Consider the following 21,263-nt stretch of genomic DNA (forward strand, 5'->3'; position numbering starts at 1 on the left):
TTGTTCGCGTGCCGAGGCGGTGAGTGGGACGCCGTCGCCGGCATCTGACAGGATTTCGGGCATGACGGAATACCTCCTCGTCGCTCTCGCCCTGCTCGGCGTGCTGATCATCGGCGGCCTGAGCCTCGTGGTGCCCCGGCTGCGCCGGCGCCCGCAGCCGCCGCTGCCGCGTACGGAGGTCGACACCCGGACCGAGGAGGACCTGGCCGGCCCGCCGGTCGAGGCCCCGGAGGCGGAACTCACCACCGGCGTGGTGGTCGAGGCGCCGCCGGCCCCTCCGGTCGAGGTGCCGCAGGTCGAGGTGCCGGAGCCGACCGCCGGCCGCCTGGTCCGGCTGCGCTCGCGGCTGTCCCGCTCGCAGAACGTCTTCGGCAAGGGCCTGCTCGGCCTGCTCAGCCGCGACCGGCTGGACGAGGACACCTGGGAGGAGATCGAGGACAGCCTGATCACCGCCGACGTCGGCATCGACGCCACCCGGGAGATCGTCGACCGGCTGCGCGAGCGGACCCGGGTGCTCGGCACGCGGACCGGGGAGGAACTGCGCGCGCTGCTCGCCGCCGAGCTGGTCAACGCGCTCGACCCGGGCCTGGACCGCTCGCTGCGCACCGCGCCGAAGGAGGGCGTCCCGGCGGTGGTGCTCGTGGTCGGCGTCAACGGCGCCGGCAAGACCACCACCTGCGGCAAGATCGCCCGGGTGCTCGTCGCGGACGGCCGCAGCGTGCTGCTCGGCGCCGCCGACACGTTCCGGGCCGCCGCCGCCGACCAGCTGGAGACCTGGGGCGGCCGGGTGGGCGCCGAGACGGTCCGCGGGCCCGAGGCCGCCGACCCGGCGAGCGTCGCGTTCGACGCGGTCAAGCGCGGCATCGACACCGGCGTGGACACCGTGCTCATCGACACCGCCGGCCGACTGCAGAACAAGATCGGCCTGATGGACGAGCTGGGCAAGGTCAAGCGGGTGGTGGAGAAGCACGGCCCGATCGACGAGACGCTGCTGATCCTCGACGCCACCACCGGCCAGAACGGGCTGGAGCAGGCGCGGGTCTTCACCGAGGCGGTGAACGTCACCGGCGTGGTGCTGACCAAGCTCGACGGCACCGCCAAGGGCGGCATCGTGATCGCCGTGCAGCGCAAGCTCGGCATCCCGGTCAAGCTCGTCGGCCTCGGCGAGGGCAAGGACGACCTGGCCCCGTTCGACCCGGCACAGTTCGTCGACGCGTTGCTCGGCACCGAGCCGCTCGCCCGGGACGCGTAGCCTCTCCCGTGACGACTGACGATCGCGCCTACGCGGGGTGGCGCGACCCCAGCCACCCGTCGCCACGCCTCGGGAGACCGTACGTGACTTCGCAGGAGATCCCGCTGCACGGCGGGAACGTGAGCACCGTGGTCCGTGTGGGAGACACGGTCCGGCGCAACGCCGGCCCGTGGACGCCCTCCGTGCACGCGCTGCTGCGCCACCTGGAGTACGTCGGATTCACCGGCGCGCCCCGGGCGCTCGGCATGGACGAGCGCAACCGGGAGGTCCTGTCGTACCTGGAGGGGGAGTGCGGGGAGTACCCGCTGGCCCCGCACTGGGTCACCGACGAGGCCCTGGTCACGGTGGCCACCATGCTGCGGATGTTCCACGACGCGCAGTACGGCTTCACCCCGCCGCCCGGCGCGGTCTGGCGCTCGTTCGGGCCGCCCCCGCCGGACACCGAGGTCATCTGCCACCACGACGCCGCGCCGCACAACGTGATCTGGCGTCCCGACGGCACGCTCGGGCTGATCGACTTCGACCTCGCCTCGCCCGGCGCCCGGATCTACGACGTGGCGTACGCGGCCTGGACCTGGGTGCCGATCTTCTCCGACCGGGACTCGATCACGCTCGGCTGGAAGCACCCGGACCGGCCGCGCCGGCTGCGGCTGTTCGCCGACGCGTACGGGCTGATCCCGCGCGACCGGCACCGGCTCATCCGGACCATCCGCAAGCGCATCGTCGACCACGTCGAGGGCATCCGGCGGATGGCCGCCGCCGGTGAGCCGGCGTTCGTCCGGATCGTCCACAAGGGCCACCTGCGTCGCCCTATGCGTGACCTGCGGCTGCTCGACTACGAGCGGCACCAGCTGGAGTACGCGCTGCGCTGAGCAAGATCGGCGTTCTTCACACGCCGGAAACAACCCGTCACGCGTCGGAAATCGCGCGGTGTCGCTGAAGGAAACAGCCGGCGACAAAGCTTCCGCGCAACCGGCTGACGGGCGATGCTGCCAGGTCTCAGTCGGAGGGAGGAATACGACAACGAGAGGAGGCAGCGTGGAGATCGACACCGGGAACACTGCCTGGTTGCTTGTCTCGACTGCCCTCGTGCTGCTCATGACCCCCGGTCTCGCGCTGTTCTACGGCGGCCTGAACCGGTCCAAGGGCGTTCTGAACATGATGATGATGAGCTTCTCGTCCATCGGGCTCGTCAGCATCCTGTGGCTTTTCTACGGCTTCACCGTCGCCTTCGGCGAGGGCGGCAGGTTCTGGGGTGACCTGGGCCAGTACCTCGGCACCAAGACCTTCGTCGGCGAGAGCGACCTGTGGGGCGAGACCGGCATCCCGATCTACGTCTTCATCGCCTTCCAGATGATGTTCGCGATCATCACCGTGGCGCTGATCAGCGGTGCGCTGTCCGACCGGGTGAAGTTCGCCGGCTGGCTGCTGTTCGCGTTCGGCTGGGCCACCCTGGTCTACTTCCCGGTCGCCCACATGGTCTGGGGCGGCGGGCTGATCGGCGGCGACATCGGCGCGCTGGACTTCGCCGGTGGTACAGCCGTGCACATCAACGCCGGTGCGGCGGCGCTCGCGCTGGTGCTCGTGCTCGGCAAGCGGGTCGGCTGGCCGCGCGAGAGCATGAAGCCGCACAACGTCCCGATGGTCGCCCTCGGCGCCGCGCTGCTGTGGTTCGGCTGGTTCGGCTTCAACGCCGGTTCCGAGCTGACCGCCGACGGGGTCACCGCGCTGGCGTTCATCAACACCCAGGTCGCCACCGCCGCCGCGCTGCTCGGCTGGATCGTCGTGGAGTGGCTGCGCGACGGCAAGCCGACCCTGGTCGGCGCCTCGTCCGGCGCCATCGCCGGCCTGGTCGCGATCACCCCGGCCTGTGCGTTCATCACCCCGGCCGCAGCGGTGCTGCTGGGCGTGGTGGCCGGTGCGGTCTGCGCCCTCGCGGTCGGCCTGAAGTACCGGCTCGGCTACGACGACTCGCTCGACGTGGTCGGCGTGCACTTCGTCGGCGGCTGGATCGGCTGCCTCTGGATCGGCCTGTTCGGTACCGCCTCGGTCAGCTCGCTGGTGGAGACCGACGGTTTGCTCGTCGGCGGCGACGCCTCGCTGCTCGGCAAGCAGGCGATCAGCGCGCTGATCGTCAGCGTCTACTCCTTCGTGGTCGCCTTCGCCCTGGGCTTCGTGATCGACAAGACGATCGGCCTGCGGGTCTCCGCCGAGGCCGAGGTCGACGGCATCGACATCGCCGAGCACGCGGAGAGCGGCTACGACCTGTCGCCCACCACGGGCAGCAGCGGTGGTGCGTTCGCGATGGCCGGGATCGGCGCCGGCAAGTCGGCCGCGGAGCCCGCCGTCGAGACCGACGAGTCCGCGCCGGTCAGCGAGAAGGTCGCCGGTTAACGTTCCTGGGATGGAGGGGTTGGACATGAAGCTGGTGACCGCGGTCATCAAGCCGTACCAGCTGGACGCGGTGAAGGAGGCCCTGCACGCGCTCGGCGTGGCCGGGCTGACCGTCAGCGAGGTCCAGGGCTACGGCCGGCAGAAGGGGCACACCGAGGTCTACCGGGGTGCCGAGTACACGGTCGAGTTCCTGCCCAAGATCCGGGTCGAGGTGCTCACCGACGAGATGGACGTCGACAAGATCGTGGACGCGATCGTCGGCGCCGCCCGGACCGGCAAGATCGGCGACGGCAAGGTCTGGGTGACCGGCGTCGAGGAGGTCGTCCGGGTGCGTACCGGCGAGCGCGGGCTCGACGCCCTCTGATCGCCGGATCCGCCGACGTGACCTCGTTGACCACGGCCGCCGCCCCCACCGGGGACGGCGTGCCCGTGGTCAACGAGGTCGCCGGCGTTCCCGCCGGCATCGGCGCGGCCGCCCGGACCGCCCGGGCCGACGCGCTCGACGCCTGGCTGTGCCGGGCCTTCCCGGACCGGGACGGGGTCGCGCTCGTCGCGGTGGGCGGGCTGGGCCGTCGCCAGTGCGCCCCCTACGGCGACCTCGACCTGGTGCTGCTGCACGCCGGGGTACCCGGCATCGACGAGCTGGCCGCGTCGCTCTGGTATCCGATCTGGGACGCCGGGCTGCGGCTCGACCACTCGGTCCGCACCGTCGCCGAGGCGCTGTCGGTGGCCCAGGACGACGTCAAGGTCGCCCTCGGCCTGCTCGACGCCCGGCACGTGGCGGGCGATCCGGCGCTCACCGACCAGCTCTCCCGTACCGCCACCGACCACTGGCGGCGGACCGCGATCCGCCAGCTCCCCGGCCTGCGCGAGATCACCGCCGCGCGCTGGGAGGCGCACGGCGAACTGGCCTTCCTGCTCGAAGGTGACCTCAAGGAGGCGGCCGGCGGGCTGCGCGACGTGGGCATCCTGCGCGCCATCGCCACCGCCGGCGTCACCGACGCGCTCCGTCCCGCCGTGTACGCGGCGCACCGGCGGCTGCTGGACACCCGCGACGCGCTGCACCAGCAGGTGGGCCGCCGGGTCGACCGCCTGGTCGCCCAGGAACGCGACGGCGTGGCGCGGCTGCTCGGCGCCGAGGACGGCGACGCGCTGCTGCGGCTCGTGGCCGGCGACGCCCGCACCGTCAGTCACGCCCTCGACGACGCCTGGCGGGCCGCCGACCGGCTCCGCTCCGGCCGGCACCGCGCCGCGCCCGGCCGCCCGCTGCGCCGCCCGGTCGCCCGGGACGTGGTGGAGCAGGACGGCGAACTCGTGCTCGCCCGCACCGCCATCGGGGCCCGCCCCGACCCGAGCCTGTCGCTACGTGTGGCCGCCGCCGCTGCCACCACCCGGCTGCCGATCGCGCGCGCCACCTGCGAGTGGCTCGCCGCGTACTGCCCGCCGCTGCCCGCGCCCTGGCCACCGGCGGCCCGCGCCGCGCTGATCACCCTGCTCGGCGCCGGTCCCGGCCTGGTGCCCGCCTGGGAGACCTGCGACAGGTACGGGCTGATCGACCGCTGGCTACCCGAGTGGACCCGGATGCGCAGCCTGCCCCAGCACAACCCGGTGCACAGGTTCACGCTCGACCGGCACCTGGTGCAGACCGCGTACGAGGCGAGCCGGCACACCCGCGACGTGGAACGGCCCGATCTGCTGCTGCTCGGCGCGTTCCTGCACGACATCGGCAAGGGGCTGGACGGCGACCACTCGACCGTCGGCGCGCCGCTGGCCGAGGCGGTGGCCACCCGGATCGGGCTGCCGCCGGACGAGGCGGCGCTCATCGGCACGCTGGTCCGGCTGCACCTGCTGCTGCCCGACGTGGCCACCCGCCGTGACCTGTCCGACCCGAAGACCGTCGCCGGCGTCGCCGAGCGGGTCGGTGACACCGGCACGCTGGAACTCCTGCACGCCCTGGTCCGCGCCGACGCCGCCGCCACCGGCCCGGCCGCCTGGTCCGGCTGGAAGGGCCGGCTGATCGCCGAACTGGTGAGCCGGGTGCGCACCACGCTGGACACCGGTGTGGTGCCCGCCCCGCCGGCCCCGGACCCGGCGCTCGTGGCCGGGCCGCTGCCTGTCGTACACCTGGGGGAGGACCGGGTGTCGGTGGCCGCGGCCGACCGGCGCGGGCTGCTCGCGACGGTGGCCGGGTGCCTGGCGCTGCACCGCCTGGAGGTGATCTCCGCGGACGCCGCCACCGTCGACGGCCGCGCCCTGGTCGAGTGCCGGGTGCAGCCGCGCTACGGGCTGGCCCCGGAGCCGATCGCGCTCAGCGCCGACCTGCGCCGCGCGGTCGGCGGCGACGTGTCGGTCATCCAGCGGCTGCGCGGCCGGGCCCTCGCGGCGCGCAGCCAGGGCGCCGCGCCGCGGGTGGTGTGGCACCGGGAGGCGGCCACCGACGCGGTGCTGCTGGAGCTGCGGGCCGCCGACGCCGCAGGGCTGCTGTACCGGGTGACCTGCGCGCTGGACGAGGCGGGCGCCCAGGTGCGGGCGGCCCGGATCTCGACGCTGGGCGGCGACGTGGTGGACGCGTTCTACCTGGTCGGCGGCTGGCCCTCGGACGAGGAACGGGCCCGGATCGAGGCTGCGGTGCTGGCCGCCGTGTAGCGGAACGCGCCGCCGGGCCGGAGCGGGGGTGCGGGCGGCGGGCTACCCTAACGGTGGGCTGGACCACCGGCCCGGCAGCATGTACCCGCCGAAAACGACAAACGGGATGTTCGCGTGTTTGACACCTTGAGTGACCGCCTGTCCGGGATCTTCACCAAGCTCCGCGGCAAGGGCCGGCTCACCGACGCCGACATCGACGCCACCGCGCGCGAGATCCGGATGGCGTTGCTGGAGGCCGACGTCGCCCTGCCGGTGGTCAAGGGCTTCATCGCGAACGTCAAGGAGCGGGCGCGCGGCGCCGAGGTCTCCCAGGCGCTCAACCCGGCGCAGCAGATCGTCAAGATCGTCAACGAGGAGCTGATCAAGGTCCTCGGCGGCGAGGGGCGGCGGCTCCAGTTCGCCAAGCACCCGCCGACCGTGATCATGCTGGCCGGTCTCCAGGGTTCCGGTAAGACGACGCTCGCCGGCAAGCTGGCCCGCTGGCTCAAGAGCCAGGGCCACCAGCCGCTGCTCGTCGCCGCCGACCTCCAGCGTCCCAACGCCGTCGGTCAGCTCCAGGTGCTCGGTGGCCGGGCCGGGGTCGAGGTGTACGCCCCGGCGCCCGGCAACGGCGTCGGCGACCCGGTGCAGGTGGCCCGCGACTCGATCGAGCACGCCCGCCGTGCCGCCCGGGACATCGTCATCGTCGACACCGCCGGCCGGCTCGGTATCGACACCGAGATGATGCAGCAGGCCGCGAACATCCGCGACGCCGTCCAGCCGGACGAGGTCATCTTCGTCATCGACGCGATGGTCGGCCAGGACGCGGTGCGTACCGCCGAGGCGTTCCGCGACGGCGTCGGCATCACCGGCGTGGTGCTGTCCAAGCTCGACGGCGACGCCCGCGGTGGCGCCGCGCTCTCCGTCCGCGAGGTGACCGGCCAGCCGATCCTGTTCGCCTCCACCGGCGAGAAGCTGGAGGACTTCGACGTCTTCCACCCGGACCGGATGGCCAGCCGGATCCTCGGCATGGGCGACGTCCTCACTCTGATCGAGCAGGCCGAGGCGGCCTTCGACTCCGATCAGAAGGAGAAGATGACCGCCAAGCTGATGGGCGGGGAGACCTTCACGCTGGAGGACTTCCTCGATCAGCTCATCGCGGTCCGGCGGATGGGCCCGATCGCCAACGTGCTGGCCATGATGCCGGGCATGGGGCAGATGAAGGACCAGCTCGCCGAGCTGGACGACAAGCACTTCGACCGGGTCACCGCGATCATCAGGTCGATGACCCCGGCCGAGCGCACCAACCCGAAGATCATCAACGGCTCCCGCCGGGCCCGCATCGCGAACGGCTCCGGCGTCACCGTCATGGACGTCAACCAGCTGCTCAACCGCTTCGCCGACGCGCAGAAGATGATGAAGCAGATGGGCGGCATGATGGGCCTGCCCGGCGGCGGCCGGCGCAAGGCGACCAAGTCGCCGAAGAACAAGCGCAAGGGCACCAAGGGCGGCGGGCGGCCGCGTACCGGCGCCGGCATGCCGGGCGGCTTCCCGGGCGGGATGCCGCAGCTCCCGCCGGGCCTGGACCCGGGCGACCTGGCCGGTGGGCAGGGCCTGCCGCCGGGCTTCAAGCTCCCGAAGATCGACTTCAACAAGCTCGGCAAGGGCGGCGACAAGGGCCCGCGGTAGCGTGTCGGTGACGGTGGGCGACATTGCTGTCTCTTAAGGTGATGTCGCCCCCTGGAAGGAGATGTCAATGACCGCGGCCCCGATCCTGCCGGAGCGGCACGAGTGGACGGTCGACGACCTGGGCGAACTGCCCAAGGACCTTCCGTACGAACTGATCAACGGAAGGTTGATCGTGCCGTCGCCCACTCTGCTGCACCAGGACATGTGTGTCCGTCTCCTGCTCGCGTTGGAGGTCAACTGCCCGAAGGAGTACCAGGTCGGCATCGACCTGTCGATGCGGGTCGACCACCGGAACGAGCCCCGGCCGGACGTCGTCGCGGTCGTGCGGGGTAACGCCAACCGGAGCCCGCTGCCGGTCGAGGACGCGGTGCTCGCCGTCGAGGTCATCTCGCCGACCTCCACCTTCCGCGACATGTACGACAAGGCCAGGGTCTACGCGTACGCGGGCGTCCGCTCCTACTGGGTGCTCGACCCCATCAAGGAGAAGATCACGCTGACCGAGTACGCGCTCGGCGCCAACCTCGAGTACAAGCAGGTCGGTCAGACAGACGACGTGTTCGTCACCGCACGGCCGTGGAAGGTCTCGATCGATCTGCCGGCGCTGACCGCGCGCCGCAACGACCTGCTCGCCGGCGAGGAGGGCTGATCGGGTAGGACTGTGCACATGGCTCTGCACGTGCGCGGTGTGTTCCTTCCCGACGACGAGGTCCGGGACGTCTGGCTGGTCGGCGACCGGGTCACCTTCGAACCGGTGCCCGGCGCCGAGACGGTGGCCGACGGCGGCTTCGTGCTGCCCGGCCTGACCGACGCCCACTGTCACATCGGCATCGCCCGCGGCGGAAGCCCGATCACCTCGCTCGACCAGGCACGGGACCTGGCCCGGATCGACCGGGACGCGGGCGTGCTGGCGATCCGCGACGCCGGCTCGCCGTACCCGTACCCCGAACTGGAGGACGAGCCGGACCTGCCGCGACTGGCCCGCGCGGGCCGGCACGTCGCGCCGCCGAAGCGCTACCTGCGCGACATCGGCGTGGAGGTCGGCGCTGCCGAGGTCGCCGCGACGGTGGCCGCGCAGGCCGCGGCCGGCAACGGCTGGGTCAAGCTGGTCGGCGACTGGATCGACAGGGGCGTGGGCGACCTGGCGCCGGCCTGGGACGCCGACACGATGACCGCGGCGGTCGCCGCCGCCCACGCCGCCGGCGTACGCGCGGCGGTGCACACGTTCTCCGAGTCGGCGGTGGAGATCATGGTGCGGGCCGGGGTGGACTCGGTGGAGCACGGCACCGGGCTGAGCCTCGACCTGATCGACCTGATGGCCCGGCAGGGCACCGCGCTGGTCCCCACGATGATCAACATCCGGACGTTCGGCCACATCGCCGAGCAGGCCCGGCCCAAGTTCCCCGGGTACGCCGACCACATGCTCGCCCTGCGCGACCGCTTCCCCGAGGTGGTGCGCGCCGCGCACGAGGCGGGCGTGCCGATCTACGTCGGCACCGACGCGGGTGGGGGCATCGACCACGGCCTGGCGGCCGAGGAGATGCTGCTGCTGCACGAGCAGGCCGGGATGTCCGCGCCGGACGTGCTCGCCGCCGCCTCCTGGCGGGCCCGGGAGTGGCTCGGCTTCCCCGGGCTGGTCGAGGGCGGTCTCGCCGACCTGGTGGTCTACCCCGAGGACCCGCGCCGCGACCTGCGCGTGGTCCGCGCCCCCAGCCGGATCGTGCTGCGCGGCCGGGTCGTCCGCTGACCTGCGGTCGGTGGCGGTGGTGACCGGCCGCCGTCGGCGGCCCTAGCGGGCCGTCGCCGCCGTCAGGAACAGGCGTACCGCCAGGTCGGCCAGCCGGTCGGCGGTCTCGTCCACCGGGCCACCGGGCAGCACGATGTGGCTCACCACCAGGCGTACGACGCTGTCCGCCGCGAACGCCAGGGCCGCCGGATCGGCGTCGGGCAGACGCTCACCGGTCCACTCCAGCAGCGCCCGCGCGGCCTCGGCGAGCACCAGCTCGGACCGGGTGGTGAGGTAGGGCAGCAACTCCTCCGAGCCGCCCCGGGTGCTGGTCAGCACCGCCCTCACCAGCGGGTTCTCGGCGGCCGAGGCGAGCGTGCGGTGGATCGCCGCGTACGCGGCCGCGCGGACGTCGGAGTCGTGCTCGTCCAGCGCGGACCGGACCTGGCCGACGAACCGGTCCACCTCGTGCCGGGCCAGCGCCTCGCCCAGGCCCGCCTTGGTGCCGAACTCGTTGTAGACCGTCTGCCGGCTCACCCCCGCCGCGCTCGCGACCGCACCCATCCGGACCCCGGCCCAGCCGGTCGTGACGGTCAGCGAGCGGGCGGCGTCGACGATCGTGTCGCGCACCGGCGTGACGTTCCTGGGCTTAGACATGGTGATCGAAGTCTACGGGCGCTGTTCCGCGCCCGGCTGCGCCGACCCGTCACGGGACGCATAGGATGTGCGGTCATGGCACGCGTGCTCACTCCCCGTGCGGAGGACTTTCCCCGCTGGTACCAGGACCTGATCGCCAAGGCGAAGCTGGCCGACAACGGCCCGGTCCGGGGGACCATGGTGATCCGACCGGCCGGCTACGCCATCTGGGAGCGGATGCAGGCCGAGATGGACGCCCGGATCAAGGCGGCGGGTGCGGAGAACGCGTACTTCCCGCTGTTCATCCCGGAGAGCTACCTGAAGCGGGAGGCCGAGCACGTCGAGGGCTTCTCGCCGGAGCTGGCGGTGGTCACGCACGGTGGCGGCAAGCAGCTCGCCGAGCCGGTGGTGGTGCGGCCCACGAGCGAGACGGTCATCGGCGAGTTCATGGCCAAGTGGATCGACTCGTACCGCGACCTGCCGCTGCTGCTCAACCAGTGGGCGAACGTGGTCCGGTGGGAGCTGCGCCCGCGGATCTTCCTGCGTACCAGCGAGTTCCTCTGGCAGGAGGGGCACACCGCGCACGCCACCCGTTCCGACGCCCGCGCCTACGCGCGGCGGATCCTGCACGAGGCGTACGAGGATCTGATGGTCAACGTGCTCGGCATCCCGGTGGTGGTGGGCCTGAAGACCGCCCGGGAGCGCTTCGCCGGCGCCACCGCCACGTACACGTGCGAGGGCATGATGGGCGACGGCAAGGCGCTCCAGCTGGGCACCAGCCACGAGCTGGGCCAGAACTTCGCCAAGGCGTTCGACATCAGCTACTCGTCGGCCGAGGGCGGCCGGGAGCACGCGTGGACCACCTCCTGGGGCACCTCCACCCGGATGCTCGGCGGCCTGATCATGTGCCACGGCGACGACAACGGGCTGCGGGTGCCGCCGAAGCTGGCGCCGGTCCAGGCGTACGTGATGATCGTCAAGGACGGCGAGGGCGTGAGCCAGGCGGCGGCCAAGCTGTGCGACGCGCTGCGCGACGCCGGGGTGCGGGTGGCGCTCGACGACCGGACCGACACCGCGTTCGGCCGCCGCGCCGTCGACGCCGAGCTGCGCGGCTACCCGGTCCGCGTCGAGGTCGGCCCGCGTGACCTGGCCGCCGGCAACGCTGTGGTGGTCCGGCGTACGGACGGCTCGAAGGCCCCGACGCCGGTGGCCGACGTGGTCGGCGCGGTGGTGGCCGCGCTGGAGGCCGACCAGCGGGCGCTGCACGACCAGGCGCTGGAGTTCCGCCGGTCCCGCACCGTCGAGGTGTCGACGCTGGCCGAGGCGATCGAGGCGTCCGCCACCGGCTGGGCGCGGGTGCCGTGGTCGGCGGTCGGCGTCGAGGGCGAGGCCGAGGCGAACGGCCAGGGCGTGACGGTCCGCTGCCTGGTGCGCGCCGACGGCTCGGTGCCGGACTCGGAGGACGAGCCCGACCTGGTGGCGATCCTCGCCCGCGCGTACTGAGATGCGGCCCGGCGATCCGGCCGGCCGGTTCGCGCCGGGGCGGCTGATCCTGCACCGGAACGTGCGGCACGGCCGGATCGGCTGGGTCCGGTCGGCCCGCGTGGTCTCCGACGACGAGCGTGGCCTGCTGCTCTGGGTGGCGCGGACAGCGCCCGTCGCGCACGAGGTGACGGAGGCCGGCCTGGGCATGCGGGCCGTGCCGTTCGCCGAGTGGGTGACGTCGTCCTACCGGCTCGCGCAGGGGCTGTGGAACGGCCCGCCGGTGCTGAAGTTCCTGCCCACCGGCGCGGCCCACTCGGTCTGGTGGTTCCGCGACGCCGCCGGCCGCTTCCAGAACTGGTACGTCAACCTGGAGGAGCCCGGCGTCCGCTGGGACGACGGCACGGTGGCCGGGGTCGACATGGTCGACCAGGACCTCGACGTCGTGGTCCACCCGGACCTGAGCTGGGAGTGGAAGGACGAGGACGAGTTCGCCGAGCGGCTGGCGTTCCCGGAGCACTACTGGGTGACAGACGAGAAGGCGGTACGCGCCGAGGGCGAGCGGGTGATCCGGATCGCCGAGGCGGGGGAGTTCCCGTTCGACGGCACCTGGTGCGACTTCACCCCGCCCGCCGAATGGGACGTACCGGACGAACTTCCGCCGGGCTGGGACCGCCCGCCGGTGCGCTGAACGAGTGTCCTCGGTCACGGTCCGGGCTGCCCCGGGCGTGGTGTCCGGGTCCGGTGTGAGAGTTCCGGTCCGGATCTGGCAGAATGGTTCGCTGGTATCCGGCACGCGTCCGGCGCCCTCTAACCCGGGCGCGTCGCCAGTTCACCGAGCAGTCTCCGGCCCAAACCCCACTGTGCCGGTCGGCGCTCACCCGCCACACCGCCCGTACGGGCCGGTGAGATCGCAACAGGAGCGAAACAACTGTGGCCGTAAAGATCCGGCTCCTGCGGATGGGCAAGATCCGCAACCCGCAGTACCGCATCGTCATCGCCGACTCGCGCACCAAGCGTGACGGTCGCGCGATCGAGTTCGTCGGTGTGTACCAGCCGAAGGAAGACCCTTCGGTGATCGAGGTCAAGTCGGAGCGGGTCCAGTACTGGCTCTCGGTCGGCGCCCAGCCGAGCGAGGCCGTGCAGCGCCTGCTGGAGCTGACCGGTGACTGGCAGAAGTTCAAGGGCCTGCCGGCCCCGCCGCCGCTGAAGGTCGCCCCCGAGCGGGCCGACCGCAAGGCGGCGTACGAGGCCGAGGCGAAGGCCGCCGCCGGCGTGGCGGACACCCCGGCGAAGCCGGCCAAGAAGGCCGCCGCCAAGGCGGAGGAGCCGAAGGCCGAGGCCCCCAAGGCCGAGGAGCAGACCGGTGCCGAGTCCGGCGAGCAGGCCTGACATGCCGCTGCGTCCCGCTCTGGAGCACCTGGTCAAGGGCATCGTCGACCACCCGGACGACGTCCGGGTGCGCATGGTCGACTCCCGTCGGGGCAAGCGCCTCGAAGTCCGCGTGCACCCCGAGGACCTCGGCACGGTGATCGGGCGGTCCGGCCGGACCGCCAAGGCGCTGCGCCAGGTGATCGGCTCCATCGGCGGGCGTGGGGTACGCGTCGACATCGTCGACTCGTACTGATGCTTCTCGTCGTCGGCCGGATCGGTAAGCCGCACGGCATCCGCGGTGAGGTCACCGTGGAGGTGCGTACCGACGAGCCCGAAGCACGGTTCGCCCCCGGCTCGGTGTTGACCACCGAGCCGGGGGCCACCCCGTCGGAGCCCGGTGCCTGGCGGGTGCCGCCGACACTCACCGTCGAGTCGGCCCGCTGGCACCAGGGCCGCCTGCTCGTCGCCTTCGAGGGCGTGCTGGAGCGCGACGTCGCCGAGGCGCTGCGCAACACGCTGCTCGGCGTGGACAGCGCCGACGTCGCCCCGCCGGAGGACCCGGAGGAGTTCCACGACCACCAGCTGGTCGGGCTCGCCGTGGTCACCCGCGACGGCGAGCACGTGGGCGAGGTGGCCCGCATCGACCACGCGCCCGCGTCCGACATGCTGGTGCTGCGGCGCCCCGAGGGGCGTACCGCGCTGGTCCCGTTCGTCAAGGCGATCGTGCCCGAGGTGGATCTGGCCGGCGGTCGCGTCGTCGTCGACCTGCCCGGTGGCCTGCTCGACCTCTAGCTCTCGACCTCCGGCTGGAGCCACCGCATGCGCGTCGACATCGTGTCGATCTTCCCCGAGTACTTCGCCCCGCTGGACCTGTCGCTCATCGGCAAGGCCCGCGCGAACGGCACGCTGCGGCTGGCCGTACACGATCTGCGGACCTGGACCCACGACGTGCACCGCACCGTCGACGACACGCCCTACGGCGGCGGTCCGGGCATGGTCATGCGGCCGGAGCCGTGGGGTGAGGCACTGGACGCGCTGGCGCCCGGCGAGCTGAGCCCGGACGGGCACACGCTGCCCCGGCTGCTCGTGCCGTCGCCCGCCGGCGTCCCGTTCACCCAGGCCCTGGCGCACGAGCTGGCCGCCGAGTCGCACCTGCTGTTCGCCTGCGGCCGCTACGAGGGCATCGACCAGCGGGTGCTGGACCACGCGGCGACCCGGATGCCGGTGACCGAGGTCTCGCTCGGCGACTACGTGCTGTTCGGCGGCGAGGTGGCTGTGCTGGTGATCCTGGAGGCGGTCACCCGGCTGCTGCCCGGTGTGCTCGGCAACGCCGGGTCGCTGGACGAGGAGTCGCACGCGCACGGGTTGCTGGAGGCCCCGCTCTACACGAAGCCGGCGAGCTGGCGCGGGCTGGACGTGCCCGAGGTGCTGCGCTCCGGCGACCACGCCCGGATCGACCGCTGGCGGCGAGACGAGTCGCTGCTGCGGACCGCGGCCCGGCGCCCCGACATGATCGGCGCGCTGGCCCCGGAGACGCTCGACGAGCGGGACCGGGCGACGCTGGACCGGGGCGGATTTTCCCCGCCACCGGGGCATGTGGCAAAGTAGAGGGGTTGCCGCATCCGTCCACGCCGTGGGCGGCTGCGAGGACCCCCGACCGGGGCCGGTCCCGCCGGTCACCACCCGGGGGTCAGAATCACCCATCCGCGCATCGAGTGACGATGCGCCGTGAGCCTCACGAGGACACAGCGATGAACATCCTGGACGCCCTTGACGCCCAGTCGAAGCGTACCGACCTGCCCGACTTCCGTGCCGGTGACACCGTCAAGGTGCACGCGCGGGTCGTCGAGGGCAACCGCTCCCGGGTCCAGATCTTCCAGGGCGTCGTCATCCGCCGCCAGGGCGACGGCCTGCGCGAGACCTTCTCGGTCCGCAAGGTCAGCTTCGGTGTCGGCGTGGAGCGGACCTACCCGCTCAACGGCCCGGGCATCGACCGGATCGAGGTCGTGACCCGCGGTGACGTGCGTCGCGCCAAGCTCTACTACCTGCGTGAGCTGCGCGGCAAGAAGGCCAAGATCAAGGAGCTGCGGGAGAAGCAGCCGGCTAACTGATCCGCGTTCGCCACGCCGCCCGGGCTGCGCGGATGTCGTATCGACCAGACCGCATTACCCTGGTCGGTACGGGCGCAGCCGGACGGTGCGAAACGGTCCACTACCGCCCGTGGGGTCTCCGAGGAGACTCCCGGGCGGTAGTGTCGTTTCCGCGGACCGGAGAGTGGCATGGTGCAGATGGTTGACGAGGACGGCGCCGTCGATCCCTGGCGCCGGCGGGCCCGTCGCGGCCGCCGCCAGATGCCGCTCTGGCAGGAGCTGCCGCTGCTGCTGATCGTGGCGTTCTGCCTCGCGGTGCTGATCCGGACGTTCCTGCTCCAGGCGTTCTTCATCCCCTCCGGCTCGATGGAGGACACGCTGCTCGTCGGTGACCGGGTGCTCGTCAACAAGGTCGTCTACGACGTCCGGGACCCGATCCGTGGCGAGGTGGTGGTGTTCCGGGGCACCGACCGCTGGGTCGCCCAGGAGGCGCCCGCGCCGCCGACGAACTTCGCCGGCCGGGTCGGCCGCACACTCGGCGACCTGGTGGGCGTCAGCCGCCCCGGCGAGAAGGACTTCATCAAGCGCGTCATCGGCGTACCGGGCGACAAGGTCTGGTGCTGCGACGACGGCCGGGTGGTGGTCAACGGGGTGCCGCTGGACGAGACGGCGTACGTCTCCGAGGACTCCCCGGTCGAGCTGCCACCCAATCCGAAGGAGTGCCGGTCCCGGCAGTTCACCGAGGTGGTGGTGCCACCGGGGCAGATCTTCGTGATGGGTGACCACCGGCTGGTCTCGCAGGACGCCCGATGTCAGGGACCGGTGCCGATCGAGAACGTGGTCGGCCGCGCCTTCATGATCGTCTGGCCCTCGCAGCGTTGGACGAGTCTGCCCGTACCGGAGACCTTCTCGAGCGTGCCGCGCGCGGACGCCGCGGCGGCGCCGGGGCCGGTGCCGGTGGATCCCGACCCGGTCGGCGGCGTCGTCCTGATCCTCCCGGTCGCGGCGACGCTCACCGTTCTGGCGGGTTCGGGGCGACCGCGGCATACCCGGCGACGTAGGCTCCACCCGTGATCGACGAGCAGACCGAGAAGCCCCGCAGCTCCTTCTGGAAGGAGCTGCCCATCCTCCTGGGCGTGGCGATCCTGGTCGCGGTGCTGGTGCGTGCCTTCGTGCTGCAGACCTTCTTCATCCCGTCGCCGTCCATGGAGAACACCCTCAAGATCGACGATCGGGTGCTTGTCAACAAGCTGGTCTACGACTTCCGTTCGCCGCACCGGGGTGAGGTCATCGTCTTCAAGGCGCCCACCGAGTGGAGCGGCAACCCCGACGGCGAGGACTTCATCAAGCGGGTGATCGGCGTCGGCGGCGATCACGTGGTCTGCTGCGACCGCACCGGCGGCCAGGAGCGGCTGGTCATCAACGGCAAGCCGATCGACGAGCCGTTCATCTTCCCCGGCAACAAGCCCGCCGACCAGGACTTCGACATCACCGTGCCGAATGGGCGCCTGTGGGTCATGGGTGACCACCGGGAGGCGTCCGGCGACTCGCTGGAGCACTGGCAGCAGTCGGGCGAGGACATCAACGTCGCCACCATCCCCGAGGGCGAGGTCGTCGGCCGGGCCTTCACCATCTTCTGGCCGGTCAGCCGCGCGACCTGGCTCAGCGTTCCGAAGCAGTTCGACGGGATCCCCAATCCCTGAGCAGGCTCGCGCCACGCTCCGGCCCGCCGGCCCTGCGCGGCCGGCGGGAGGGCGTGGTCGTTCGTCGCAGGCGTCTGGCAGGCTGGTGCGGTGACCGTCTACACCCCTCGTCGCGCGGCCCGGGTGCTGCTGGTCGACGCGTCCGACCGGGTGCTGCTCTTCCAGGGCAGTGATCCGGCCCGGCCGGGTCACCGGTACTGGTTCACCCCCGGCGGCGGGCTGGACCCGGGGGAGTCCCCGGCCGACGGCGCCGCCCGGGAACTGGCCGAGGAGACCGGCCTGCGGCTGGCCCCGGCCGAGCTGGGCGCGCCGGTCTGGGCGGACACCGTCGAGTTCCCGTTCGACGGCGTCTGGTACCGCCAGGAGCAGCAGTTCTACCTGGTCCGGGTGACGGGCTGGGAGGTCGACACCGCCGGGTTCACCGACGTCGAGCGGGCGAGCGTGCACGGGCACCGCTGGTGGCCGGTCGCCGAGCTGGCCACCAGCACCGAGCGCTACTACCCACCGGACCTGCCCGGCTGGCTCGGCGCCGTGCTGTCGGGAGGCGGCGCATGCTGACTCCGCCGCGCACCGTGGTACGCCGCGACGGCGGCCTCTACGCGCTGGAGCGGGCCCTGCAACGGCGCGGCTTCCGGCACGTGGCGGGCGCCGACGAGGCCGGTCGAGGCGCCTGTGCCGGGCCGCTGGTGGCCGCCGCCGCGATCCTGCCCGAGGGCCGGCGCGGCGAGATCGACGAGCTGGCCGACTCGAAGCTGCTCACCCCCGCCGCCCGCGAGCGCGTCTACGACGAGGTGGTGGCACGGGCCCTGGCGTACGCCGTGGTGGTCATCCCGGCCGAGGAGGTCGACGCCCGCGGGCTGCACGTGTGCAACCTCGCCGCGATGCGCCGGGCGCTCGCCTCGCTCACCACCCGCCCGGAGTACGTGCTGACCGACGGCTTCGGCGTCGACGGGCTGGACGTGCCGGGCCTGGCGGTCTGGAAGGGTGACCGGGTGGCCGCGTGCGTGGCGGCGGCCAGCGTGCTGGCGAAGGTCACCCGGGACCGGATGATGGTGGAACTGGACGGGCGGTTCCCCGGCTACGGCTTCGCCGAGCACAAGGGCTACATCACCGCCGAGCACAGCGCCGCCCTGCGCGCGCTCGGGCCCTGCCGGGAACACCGCTTCTCGTACGTGAACGTGGCCGCCGTCTCCGGACGGGACGGCCGGCCTCCCCGCGCCCGCCGCCCGGCGGGCACCGACGCACCGTCGCCCGAGCCCGTAGCAGGGCTGCCGGGTCTCGGGCCCGGCGCGTTCGCCGGCCGCCCGGACGAGCCGATGGGGCGCTGCGGCGCGTCAGGGGGTACCGTCGGCGTGGCGTTGGGCGAGCAGCCGCGACCTCCGGCGTCGGTGGGGGAAGATGTGGTCATGGAAGGCGGAGTGCGATGAGCGCGGAAGATCTCGAGAAGTACGAGACCGAGATGGAGCTGCAGCTCTACCGGGAGTACCGGGACATCGTCCGCCAGTTCTCCTACGTGGTGGAGACCGAGCGCCGTTTCTACCTGGCCAACCAGGTCGACCTGCACGTGCGCAACTCCGACGGCGAGGTCTACTTCGAGGTCGAGATGCACGACGCCTGGGTGTGGGACATGTACCGCCCTGCCCGTTTCGTCAAGAATGTGCGAGTGATGACGTTCAAGGACGTCAATGTGGAAGAGCTCGAAAAGCCCGACATCTCGCTTCCCGCAGATTCCGGATTCGGGAGCTGACCGCAGGCGGCTGAACGCCGGAGATCACTCCGCCGGCACGACCACCTCGACCCGCTGTACCAGGTTGTTCGCGAACCCGCCCCGGTTCCACGGCTGCTCGACCGGCTGGGTACGCCCCGACGCGTCGGTCGCCCGGGCGCCGAGCACGTACCGCCCCGGCGTCGCCGTCCAGCTCACCGACCAGCGGCGCCACGCCCACTCGCCTCCGGCCGGCTCGTCCAGGACCGCCGGCGTCCACGTCCCACCGCCGTCGGTCGTCACCTCGACCGAGATCACCGGCGCGTGGCCGGACCAGGCCCGGCCGTCCAGAGTGCACGGCCCGGGCCGCAGCACCCGGGTGCGGGACATGAAATCCGGGAACCCGGGCGGACGCACCAGCGCACGCGGCTCGATCCGGGTCACCGGCACACCCGGGTCGTCGGCGTCGCGCCGCAGCCGGTAGGCCACCGCGTTCTGGTAGCCGTCGAACGGCTCGGTCGTCACGGTGATGTCGCGCAGCCACTTCACGTGCGCCATGCCGTACCAGCCGGGCACGATCAGGCGCAGCGGCGCGCCGTGCTGCGGCAGCAGGGGAGCGCCGTTCATCTCGTACGCCAGCAGCACCTCCTCACGCAGCGCGTCTGCGACCGGCAGCGCCCGCTGGTAGTCCTGCTCGACGCCGCGCTCCACCCCGTGGTCCGCGCCGGTGAACACCGCGTCCACCGCGTCGCCGGACAGGCCGGCCTCGCGCAGCAGCGGCGCCAGCGGCGTACCGGTCCACTCGGCGTTGCCCACCGCCTCCACCAGCCAGGGCTGGCTGACCGGGCGGGGATGCAGCAGCGCCCGCCCGTTGCCGGCGCACTCCAGCGTCACGCGGTGTGTCACCCGGGGCCGGTCGCGCAGCGCCGCCAGGTCCAGCCGCAACGGACGCTCGACCGCGCCGGACACCTTCAGCGCGTACGCGGCCGGGTCGACGTCCGGGATGTCGTAGTGGATGAGCAGGTAGTGCAGGCCCGCCGGGGTCACGTCGTACCGCAGCGCCTCCAACGGGATGCCGTGGTTACGCGCGGCGAGCTGAAGCTCCTCGGCGCTGATCGCCTCGTCCGGCCCGGCCACCCGGGAGGGCCGGCTGACGTCGTCCACAGTGGTCATTCCTGCTCCGTCCGCTCCAGCACGTCGTAGCCCGCGAACGTGAACATCCGCGCACCCGGCGCCAGCGGGCGGGGCGTGCCGGTGAAGCGGTGCGCGCCGACGCCCACACCGTCGGCCGGGCTGGTCACCGCGACCGGCTCGAAGCCCTCCTCGGCGAACCACTCGCAGATGACCGGCACCAGGTCCGGCTCCCGCCGGTGCCGCGTCCACAGCACCGTGCCGCCGGTGGCGCAGAGCGAGGCGCAGTGCCGCACCGTGGCCCGGATGTCGTCGTCGCTGATGTTGCCGAAGATGCCGCAGACCAGCACCAGGTCCGCCGGCGCCAGGTCGGCGTACCGGTCGGTCAGCGAGGCGTCCCCGGTCACCACCTCCACGCCGGTGAGCCCGGCGTCGGCGGCGGCACGGCGGGCCGGATCGGTGTTGCGCGGATCCAGCTCGACCAGGCGGGCGGTCACGTCGGCGCCCCGCGGATGGGCGGCCAGCACCGGGATCAGGTCGCGGCCCTGGCCCGCGCACAGACTCAGCGCGCGCAGCGGACCGGGTGGTGCCGCGTCGAGGGCGTCGGAGACACGCTGCCGCACCTCGGCGAGCCGCCGGGCCAGTGCGGACTCGGGCTGGTCGTAGTCGCGGTGCCAGGCGTACCAGTCCTTCGTCACCCGGCCAGCATAGGCGTCCGGGCCGTAGCAGATCGGCCCCGAATTCGGCGCTCGTCCACAGTGAGGGCGTCGTCCACAGGGCCGGCGGGTGGGGTGCGCGGGAGGGTGCCCGGGCTGGGCAGGGTGCTCGCGTGCGTTCCTCGATCTCTTACGCCGTGGTGTTGTTCCTCGTCGTCTGTCTGCCGGGGCCCTCCGCGTCTTCCCGGACGACGCTGTCGGCCTCGGTCGGGCCGTTGTCGGGGTTACCTGCGGGTGCCCCGACTCCTGGTGCTTCGGCGGCGGGCGGCTCGGCTGCGGGACTTCGGGGTGCGCCCGGTGGGCGGTTCCGGTGGCCGCTGCCGGGCGCGCCCCGGGTGGTGCGGCGCTTCGACCCGCCGCCGCAGCCCTGGCTGTCCGGGCACCGGGGTGTCGACCTCGCCGCCGAGCCGGGCGCGCCGGTGCTGGCGGCCGGCGCCGGGACCGTCCTGTTCGCCGGCACCGTCGCCGGCCGGCCGGTGCTCACCGTCGGCCATGCCGACGGGCTGCGCACCACATACGAACCGGTCCGCTCCCGGCTCGCCGCCGGTACCCGTGTGGACGCCGGCACGCCGGTCGGCGTCCTGCTCGCCGGGCATCCCGGGTGCGTGGAGGCGGCCTGCCTGCACTGGGGACTGCGACGCGACGCGGAGTACCTCGATCCGCTGGCCCTGCTCGGGCTCGGTCGCGTCCGGTTGCTGCCGCTGCACCCCGTCCCCGCCGACCTCGCCGGGTGATCGGGCGTG

At 72.7% G+C, this 21,263-nt stretch carries 24 protein-coding genes; 21 read left to right on the forward strand and 3 right to left on the reverse strand.

The window, feature by feature from the left end; translation table 11 throughout:
• Positions 1-61: 61 nt before the first annotated feature.
• The 8 genes from ftsY (at position 62) to IRY44_RS07500 (ending at position 9,704) form a co-directional block, all read left to right on the forward strand.
• Positions 62-1,252 (forward strand): signal recognition particle-docking protein FtsY, encoded by a 1,191-nt coding sequence (gene ftsY, locus IRY44_RS07465; RefSeq protein WP_013284575.1) that lies wholly within the window; start codon positions 62-64, stop codon positions 1,250-1,252.
• A gap of 8 nt (positions 1,253-1,260) precedes the next feature.
• Complete coding sequence (locus tag IRY44_RS07470) at positions 1,261-2,124, forward strand: aminoglycoside phosphotransferase family protein (protein ID WP_174361701.1); 864 nt, start codon at positions 1,261-1,263, stop codon at positions 2,122-2,124.
• A gap of 166 nt (positions 2,125-2,290) precedes the next feature.
• Positions 2,291-3,646 carry an ammonium transporter gene (locus IRY44_RS07475; RefSeq protein WP_194799706.1) on the forward strand — a complete coding sequence of 452 codons (1,356 nt, stop codon included), beginning with the start codon at positions 2,291-2,293 and terminating at the stop codon, positions 3,644-3,646.
• Between the two features lie 25 nt (positions 3,647-3,671).
• Positions 3,672-4,010, forward strand: a complete 339-nt coding sequence (locus tag IRY44_RS07480; protein WP_013284578.1) for a P-II family nitrogen regulator — start codon at positions 3,672-3,674, stop codon at positions 4,008-4,010.
• 17 nt (positions 4,011-4,027) lie between these two features.
• On the forward strand, positions 4,028-6,292 hold the full coding sequence (locus tag IRY44_RS07485) for a [protein-PII] uridylyltransferase (protein ID WP_194799707.1): 2,265 nt from the start codon (positions 4,028-4,030) through the stop codon (positions 6,290-6,292).
• Between the two features lie 114 nt (positions 6,293-6,406).
• Complete coding sequence (gene ffh, locus IRY44_RS07490; protein ID WP_194799708.1) at positions 6,407-7,960, forward strand: signal recognition particle protein; 1,554 nt, start codon at positions 6,407-6,409, stop codon at positions 7,958-7,960.
• Between the two features lie 67 nt (positions 7,961-8,027).
• Positions 8,028-8,606: a Uma2 family endonuclease gene (locus IRY44_RS07495; protein WP_194799709.1), complete on the forward strand. Its 579-nt coding sequence runs from the start codon at positions 8,028-8,030 to the stop codon at positions 8,604-8,606.
• 18 nt (positions 8,607-8,624) lie between these two features.
• Positions 8,625-9,704, forward strand: coding sequence for an amidohydrolase family protein (locus IRY44_RS07500; protein WP_194799710.1), 1,080 nt, complete (start codon positions 8,625-8,627; stop codon positions 9,702-9,704).
• A 42-nt stretch (positions 9,705-9,746) separates the two neighbouring features.
• Here the strand turns inward: IRY44_RS07500 and IRY44_RS07505 are convergent, their stop codons facing one another.
• Positions 9,747-10,340 (reverse strand): TetR/AcrR family transcriptional regulator, encoded by a 594-nt coding sequence (locus tag IRY44_RS07505; RefSeq protein WP_194799711.1) that lies wholly within the window; start codon positions 10,338-10,340, stop codon positions 9,747-9,749.
• Between the two features lie 75 nt (positions 10,341-10,415).
• Between IRY44_RS07505 and proS the strand changes: the two genes are divergently transcribed.
• The 12 genes from proS to IRY44_RS07565 all read left to right on the forward strand — a co-directional run bounded on the left by proS (position 10,416) and on the right by IRY44_RS07565 (position 18,715).
• Positions 10,416-11,822 (forward strand): proline--tRNA ligase, encoded by a 1,407-nt coding sequence (gene proS, locus IRY44_RS07510; RefSeq protein ID WP_194799712.1) that lies wholly within the window; start codon positions 10,416-10,418, stop codon positions 11,820-11,822.
• A gap of 1 nt (position 11,823) precedes the next feature.
• The gene (locus IRY44_RS07515; RefSeq protein ID WP_135243758.1) at positions 11,824-12,492 is read left to right on the forward strand and encodes a DUF402 domain-containing protein; all 669 of its coding nucleotides are present in this window, start codon (positions 11,824-11,826) and stop codon (positions 12,490-12,492) included.
• Between the two features lie 242 nt (positions 12,493-12,734).
• Positions 12,735-13,193 carry a 30S ribosomal protein S16 gene (gene rpsP, locus IRY44_RS07520; protein WP_018786330.1) on the forward strand — a complete coding sequence of 153 codons (459 nt, stop codon included), beginning with the start codon at positions 12,735-12,737 and terminating at the stop codon, positions 13,191-13,193.
• Positions 13,168-13,428, forward strand: a complete 261-nt coding sequence (locus tag IRY44_RS07525; protein WP_026268109.1) for an RNA-binding protein — start codon at positions 13,168-13,170, stop codon at positions 13,426-13,428. Before rpsP ends, IRY44_RS07525 begins: the two co-directional genes overlap by 26 nt.
• A complete protein-coding gene (gene rimM, locus IRY44_RS07530; RefSeq protein WP_194799713.1) occupies positions 13,428-13,967 on the forward strand; it encodes a ribosome maturation factor RimM in 540 nt (179 codons plus the stop codon). Before IRY44_RS07525 ends, rimM begins: the two co-directional genes overlap by 1 nt.
• 27 nt (positions 13,968-13,994) lie before the next feature.
• A complete protein-coding gene (gene trmD / locus IRY44_RS07535; RefSeq protein WP_194799714.1) occupies positions 13,995-14,783 on the forward strand; it encodes a tRNA (guanosine(37)-N1)-methyltransferase TrmD in 789 nt (262 codons plus the stop codon).
• 143 nt (positions 14,784-14,926) lie between these two features.
• Positions 14,927-15,286 carry a 50S ribosomal protein L19 gene (gene rplS, locus IRY44_RS07540; protein WP_013284591.1) on the forward strand — a complete coding sequence of 120 codons (360 nt, stop codon included), beginning with the start codon at positions 14,927-14,929 and terminating at the stop codon, positions 15,284-15,286.
• 168 nt (positions 15,287-15,454) lie between these two features.
• A complete protein-coding gene (lepB, locus tag IRY44_RS07545) occupies positions 15,455-16,339 on the forward strand; it encodes a signal peptidase I (protein WP_194799715.1) in 885 nt (294 codons plus the stop codon).
• Positions 16,336-16,968, forward strand: a complete 633-nt coding sequence (gene lepB / locus IRY44_RS07550) for a signal peptidase I (protein WP_194799716.1) — start codon at positions 16,336-16,338, stop codon at positions 16,966-16,968. Before lepB (IRY44_RS07545) ends, lepB (IRY44_RS07550) begins: the two co-directional genes overlap by 4 nt.
• A gap of 90 nt (positions 16,969-17,058) precedes the next feature.
• A complete protein-coding gene (locus IRY44_RS07555) occupies positions 17,059-17,526 on the forward strand; it encodes an NUDIX hydrolase (RefSeq protein WP_194799717.1) in 468 nt (155 codons plus the stop codon).
• Entirely contained in the window at positions 17,520-18,395 is an 876-nt protein-coding gene (locus tag IRY44_RS07560; RefSeq protein ID WP_194799718.1) for a ribonuclease HII, read from the forward strand. The genes IRY44_RS07555 and IRY44_RS07560 overlap by 7 nt, the downstream gene beginning before the upstream one ends.
• The gene (locus IRY44_RS07565; RefSeq protein ID WP_011905215.1) at positions 18,392-18,715 is read left to right on the forward strand and encodes a DUF2469 domain-containing protein; all 324 of its coding nucleotides are present in this window, start codon (positions 18,392-18,394) and stop codon (positions 18,713-18,715) included. Before IRY44_RS07560 ends, IRY44_RS07565 begins: the two co-directional genes overlap by 4 nt.
• A 24-nt stretch (positions 18,716-18,739) precedes the next feature.
• On the opposite strand, the gene IRY44_RS07570 is transcribed toward IRY44_RS07565, so the two are convergent.
• Both IRY44_RS07570 and IRY44_RS07575 read right to left on the reverse strand, forming a co-directional pair.
• Entirely contained in the window at positions 18,740-19,846 is a 1,107-nt protein-coding gene (locus IRY44_RS07570; protein ID WP_194799719.1) for a sulfite oxidase, read from the reverse strand.
• Complete coding sequence (locus tag IRY44_RS07575) at positions 19,843-20,502, reverse strand: methyltransferase domain-containing protein (protein WP_194799720.1); 660 nt, start codon at positions 20,500-20,502, stop codon at positions 19,843-19,845. Before IRY44_RS07575 ends, IRY44_RS07570 begins: the two co-directional genes overlap by 4 nt.
• Before the next feature lie 131 nt (positions 20,503-20,633).
• Here IRY44_RS07575 and IRY44_RS07580 point away from each other — a divergent pair, with 131 nt between their 5' ends.
• Positions 20,634-21,254, forward strand: a complete 621-nt coding sequence (locus tag IRY44_RS07580) for a M23 family metallopeptidase (RefSeq protein ID WP_194799721.1) — start codon at positions 20,634-20,636, stop codon at positions 21,252-21,254.
• Positions 21,255-21,263: the final 9 nt, after the last annotated feature.

The organism is Micromonospora sp. ANENR4, from assembly GCF_015354395.1.
GTDB classification, from domain to species: Bacteria; Actinomycetota; Actinomycetes; order Mycobacteriales; family Micromonosporaceae; genus Micromonospora; species Micromonospora aurantiaca.

What these genes read in the sequence shown, in the direction of transcription:
- rplS (WP_013284591.1), top strand. Translation starts at nt 14,927, where the DNA reads ATGAACATCCTGGACGCCCTTGACGCCCAGTCGAAGCGTACCGACCTG.
- IRY44_RS07560 (WP_194799718.1), top strand. Translation starts at nt 17,520, where the DNA reads ATGCTGACTCCGCCGCGCACCGTGGTACGCCGCGACGGCGGCCTCTAC.
- IRY44_RS07570 (WP_194799719.1), bottom strand. Translation starts at nt 19,846, where the DNA reads ATGACCACTGTGGACGACGTCAGCCGGCCCTCCCGGGTGGCCGGGCCG.
- proS (WP_194799712.1), top strand. Translation starts at nt 10,416, where the DNA reads ATGGCACGCGTGCTCACTCCCCGTGCGGAGGACTTTCCCCGCTGGTAC.
- lepB (WP_194799715.1), top strand. Translation starts at nt 15,455, where the DNA reads ATGGTGCAGATGGTTGACGAGGACGGCGCCGTCGATCCCTGGCGCCGG.
- IRY44_RS07515 (WP_135243758.1), top strand. Translation starts at nt 11,824, where the DNA reads ATGCGGCCCGGCGATCCGGCCGGCCGGTTCGCGCCGGGGCGGCTGATC.
- IRY44_RS07505 (WP_194799711.1), bottom strand. Translation starts at nt 10,340, where the DNA reads ATGTCTAAGCCCAGGAACGTCACGCCGGTGCGCGACACGATCGTCGAC.
- IRY44_RS07495 (WP_194799709.1), top strand. Translation starts at nt 8,028, where the DNA reads ATGACCGCGGCCCCGATCCTGCCGGAGCGGCACGAGTGGACGGTCGAC.
- IRY44_RS07500 (WP_194799710.1), top strand. Translation starts at nt 8,625, where the DNA reads ATGGCTCTGCACGTGCGCGGTGTGTTCCTTCCCGACGACGAGGTCCGG.
- rimM (WP_194799713.1), top strand. Translation starts at nt 13,428, where the DNA reads ATGCTTCTCGTCGTCGGCCGGATCGGTAAGCCGCACGGCATCCGCGGT.
- trmD (WP_194799714.1), top strand. Translation starts at nt 13,995, where the DNA reads ATGCGCGTCGACATCGTGTCGATCTTCCCCGAGTACTTCGCCCCGCTG.
- ftsY (WP_013284575.1), top strand. Translation starts at nt 62, where the DNA reads ATGACGGAATACCTCCTCGTCGCTCTCGCCCTGCTCGGCGTGCTGATC.
- IRY44_RS07480 (WP_013284578.1), top strand. Translation starts at nt 3,672, where the DNA reads ATGAAGCTGGTGACCGCGGTCATCAAGCCGTACCAGCTGGACGCGGTG.
- IRY44_RS07565 (WP_011905215.1), top strand. Translation starts at nt 18,392, where the DNA reads ATGAGCGCGGAAGATCTCGAGAAGTACGAGACCGAGATGGAGCTGCAG.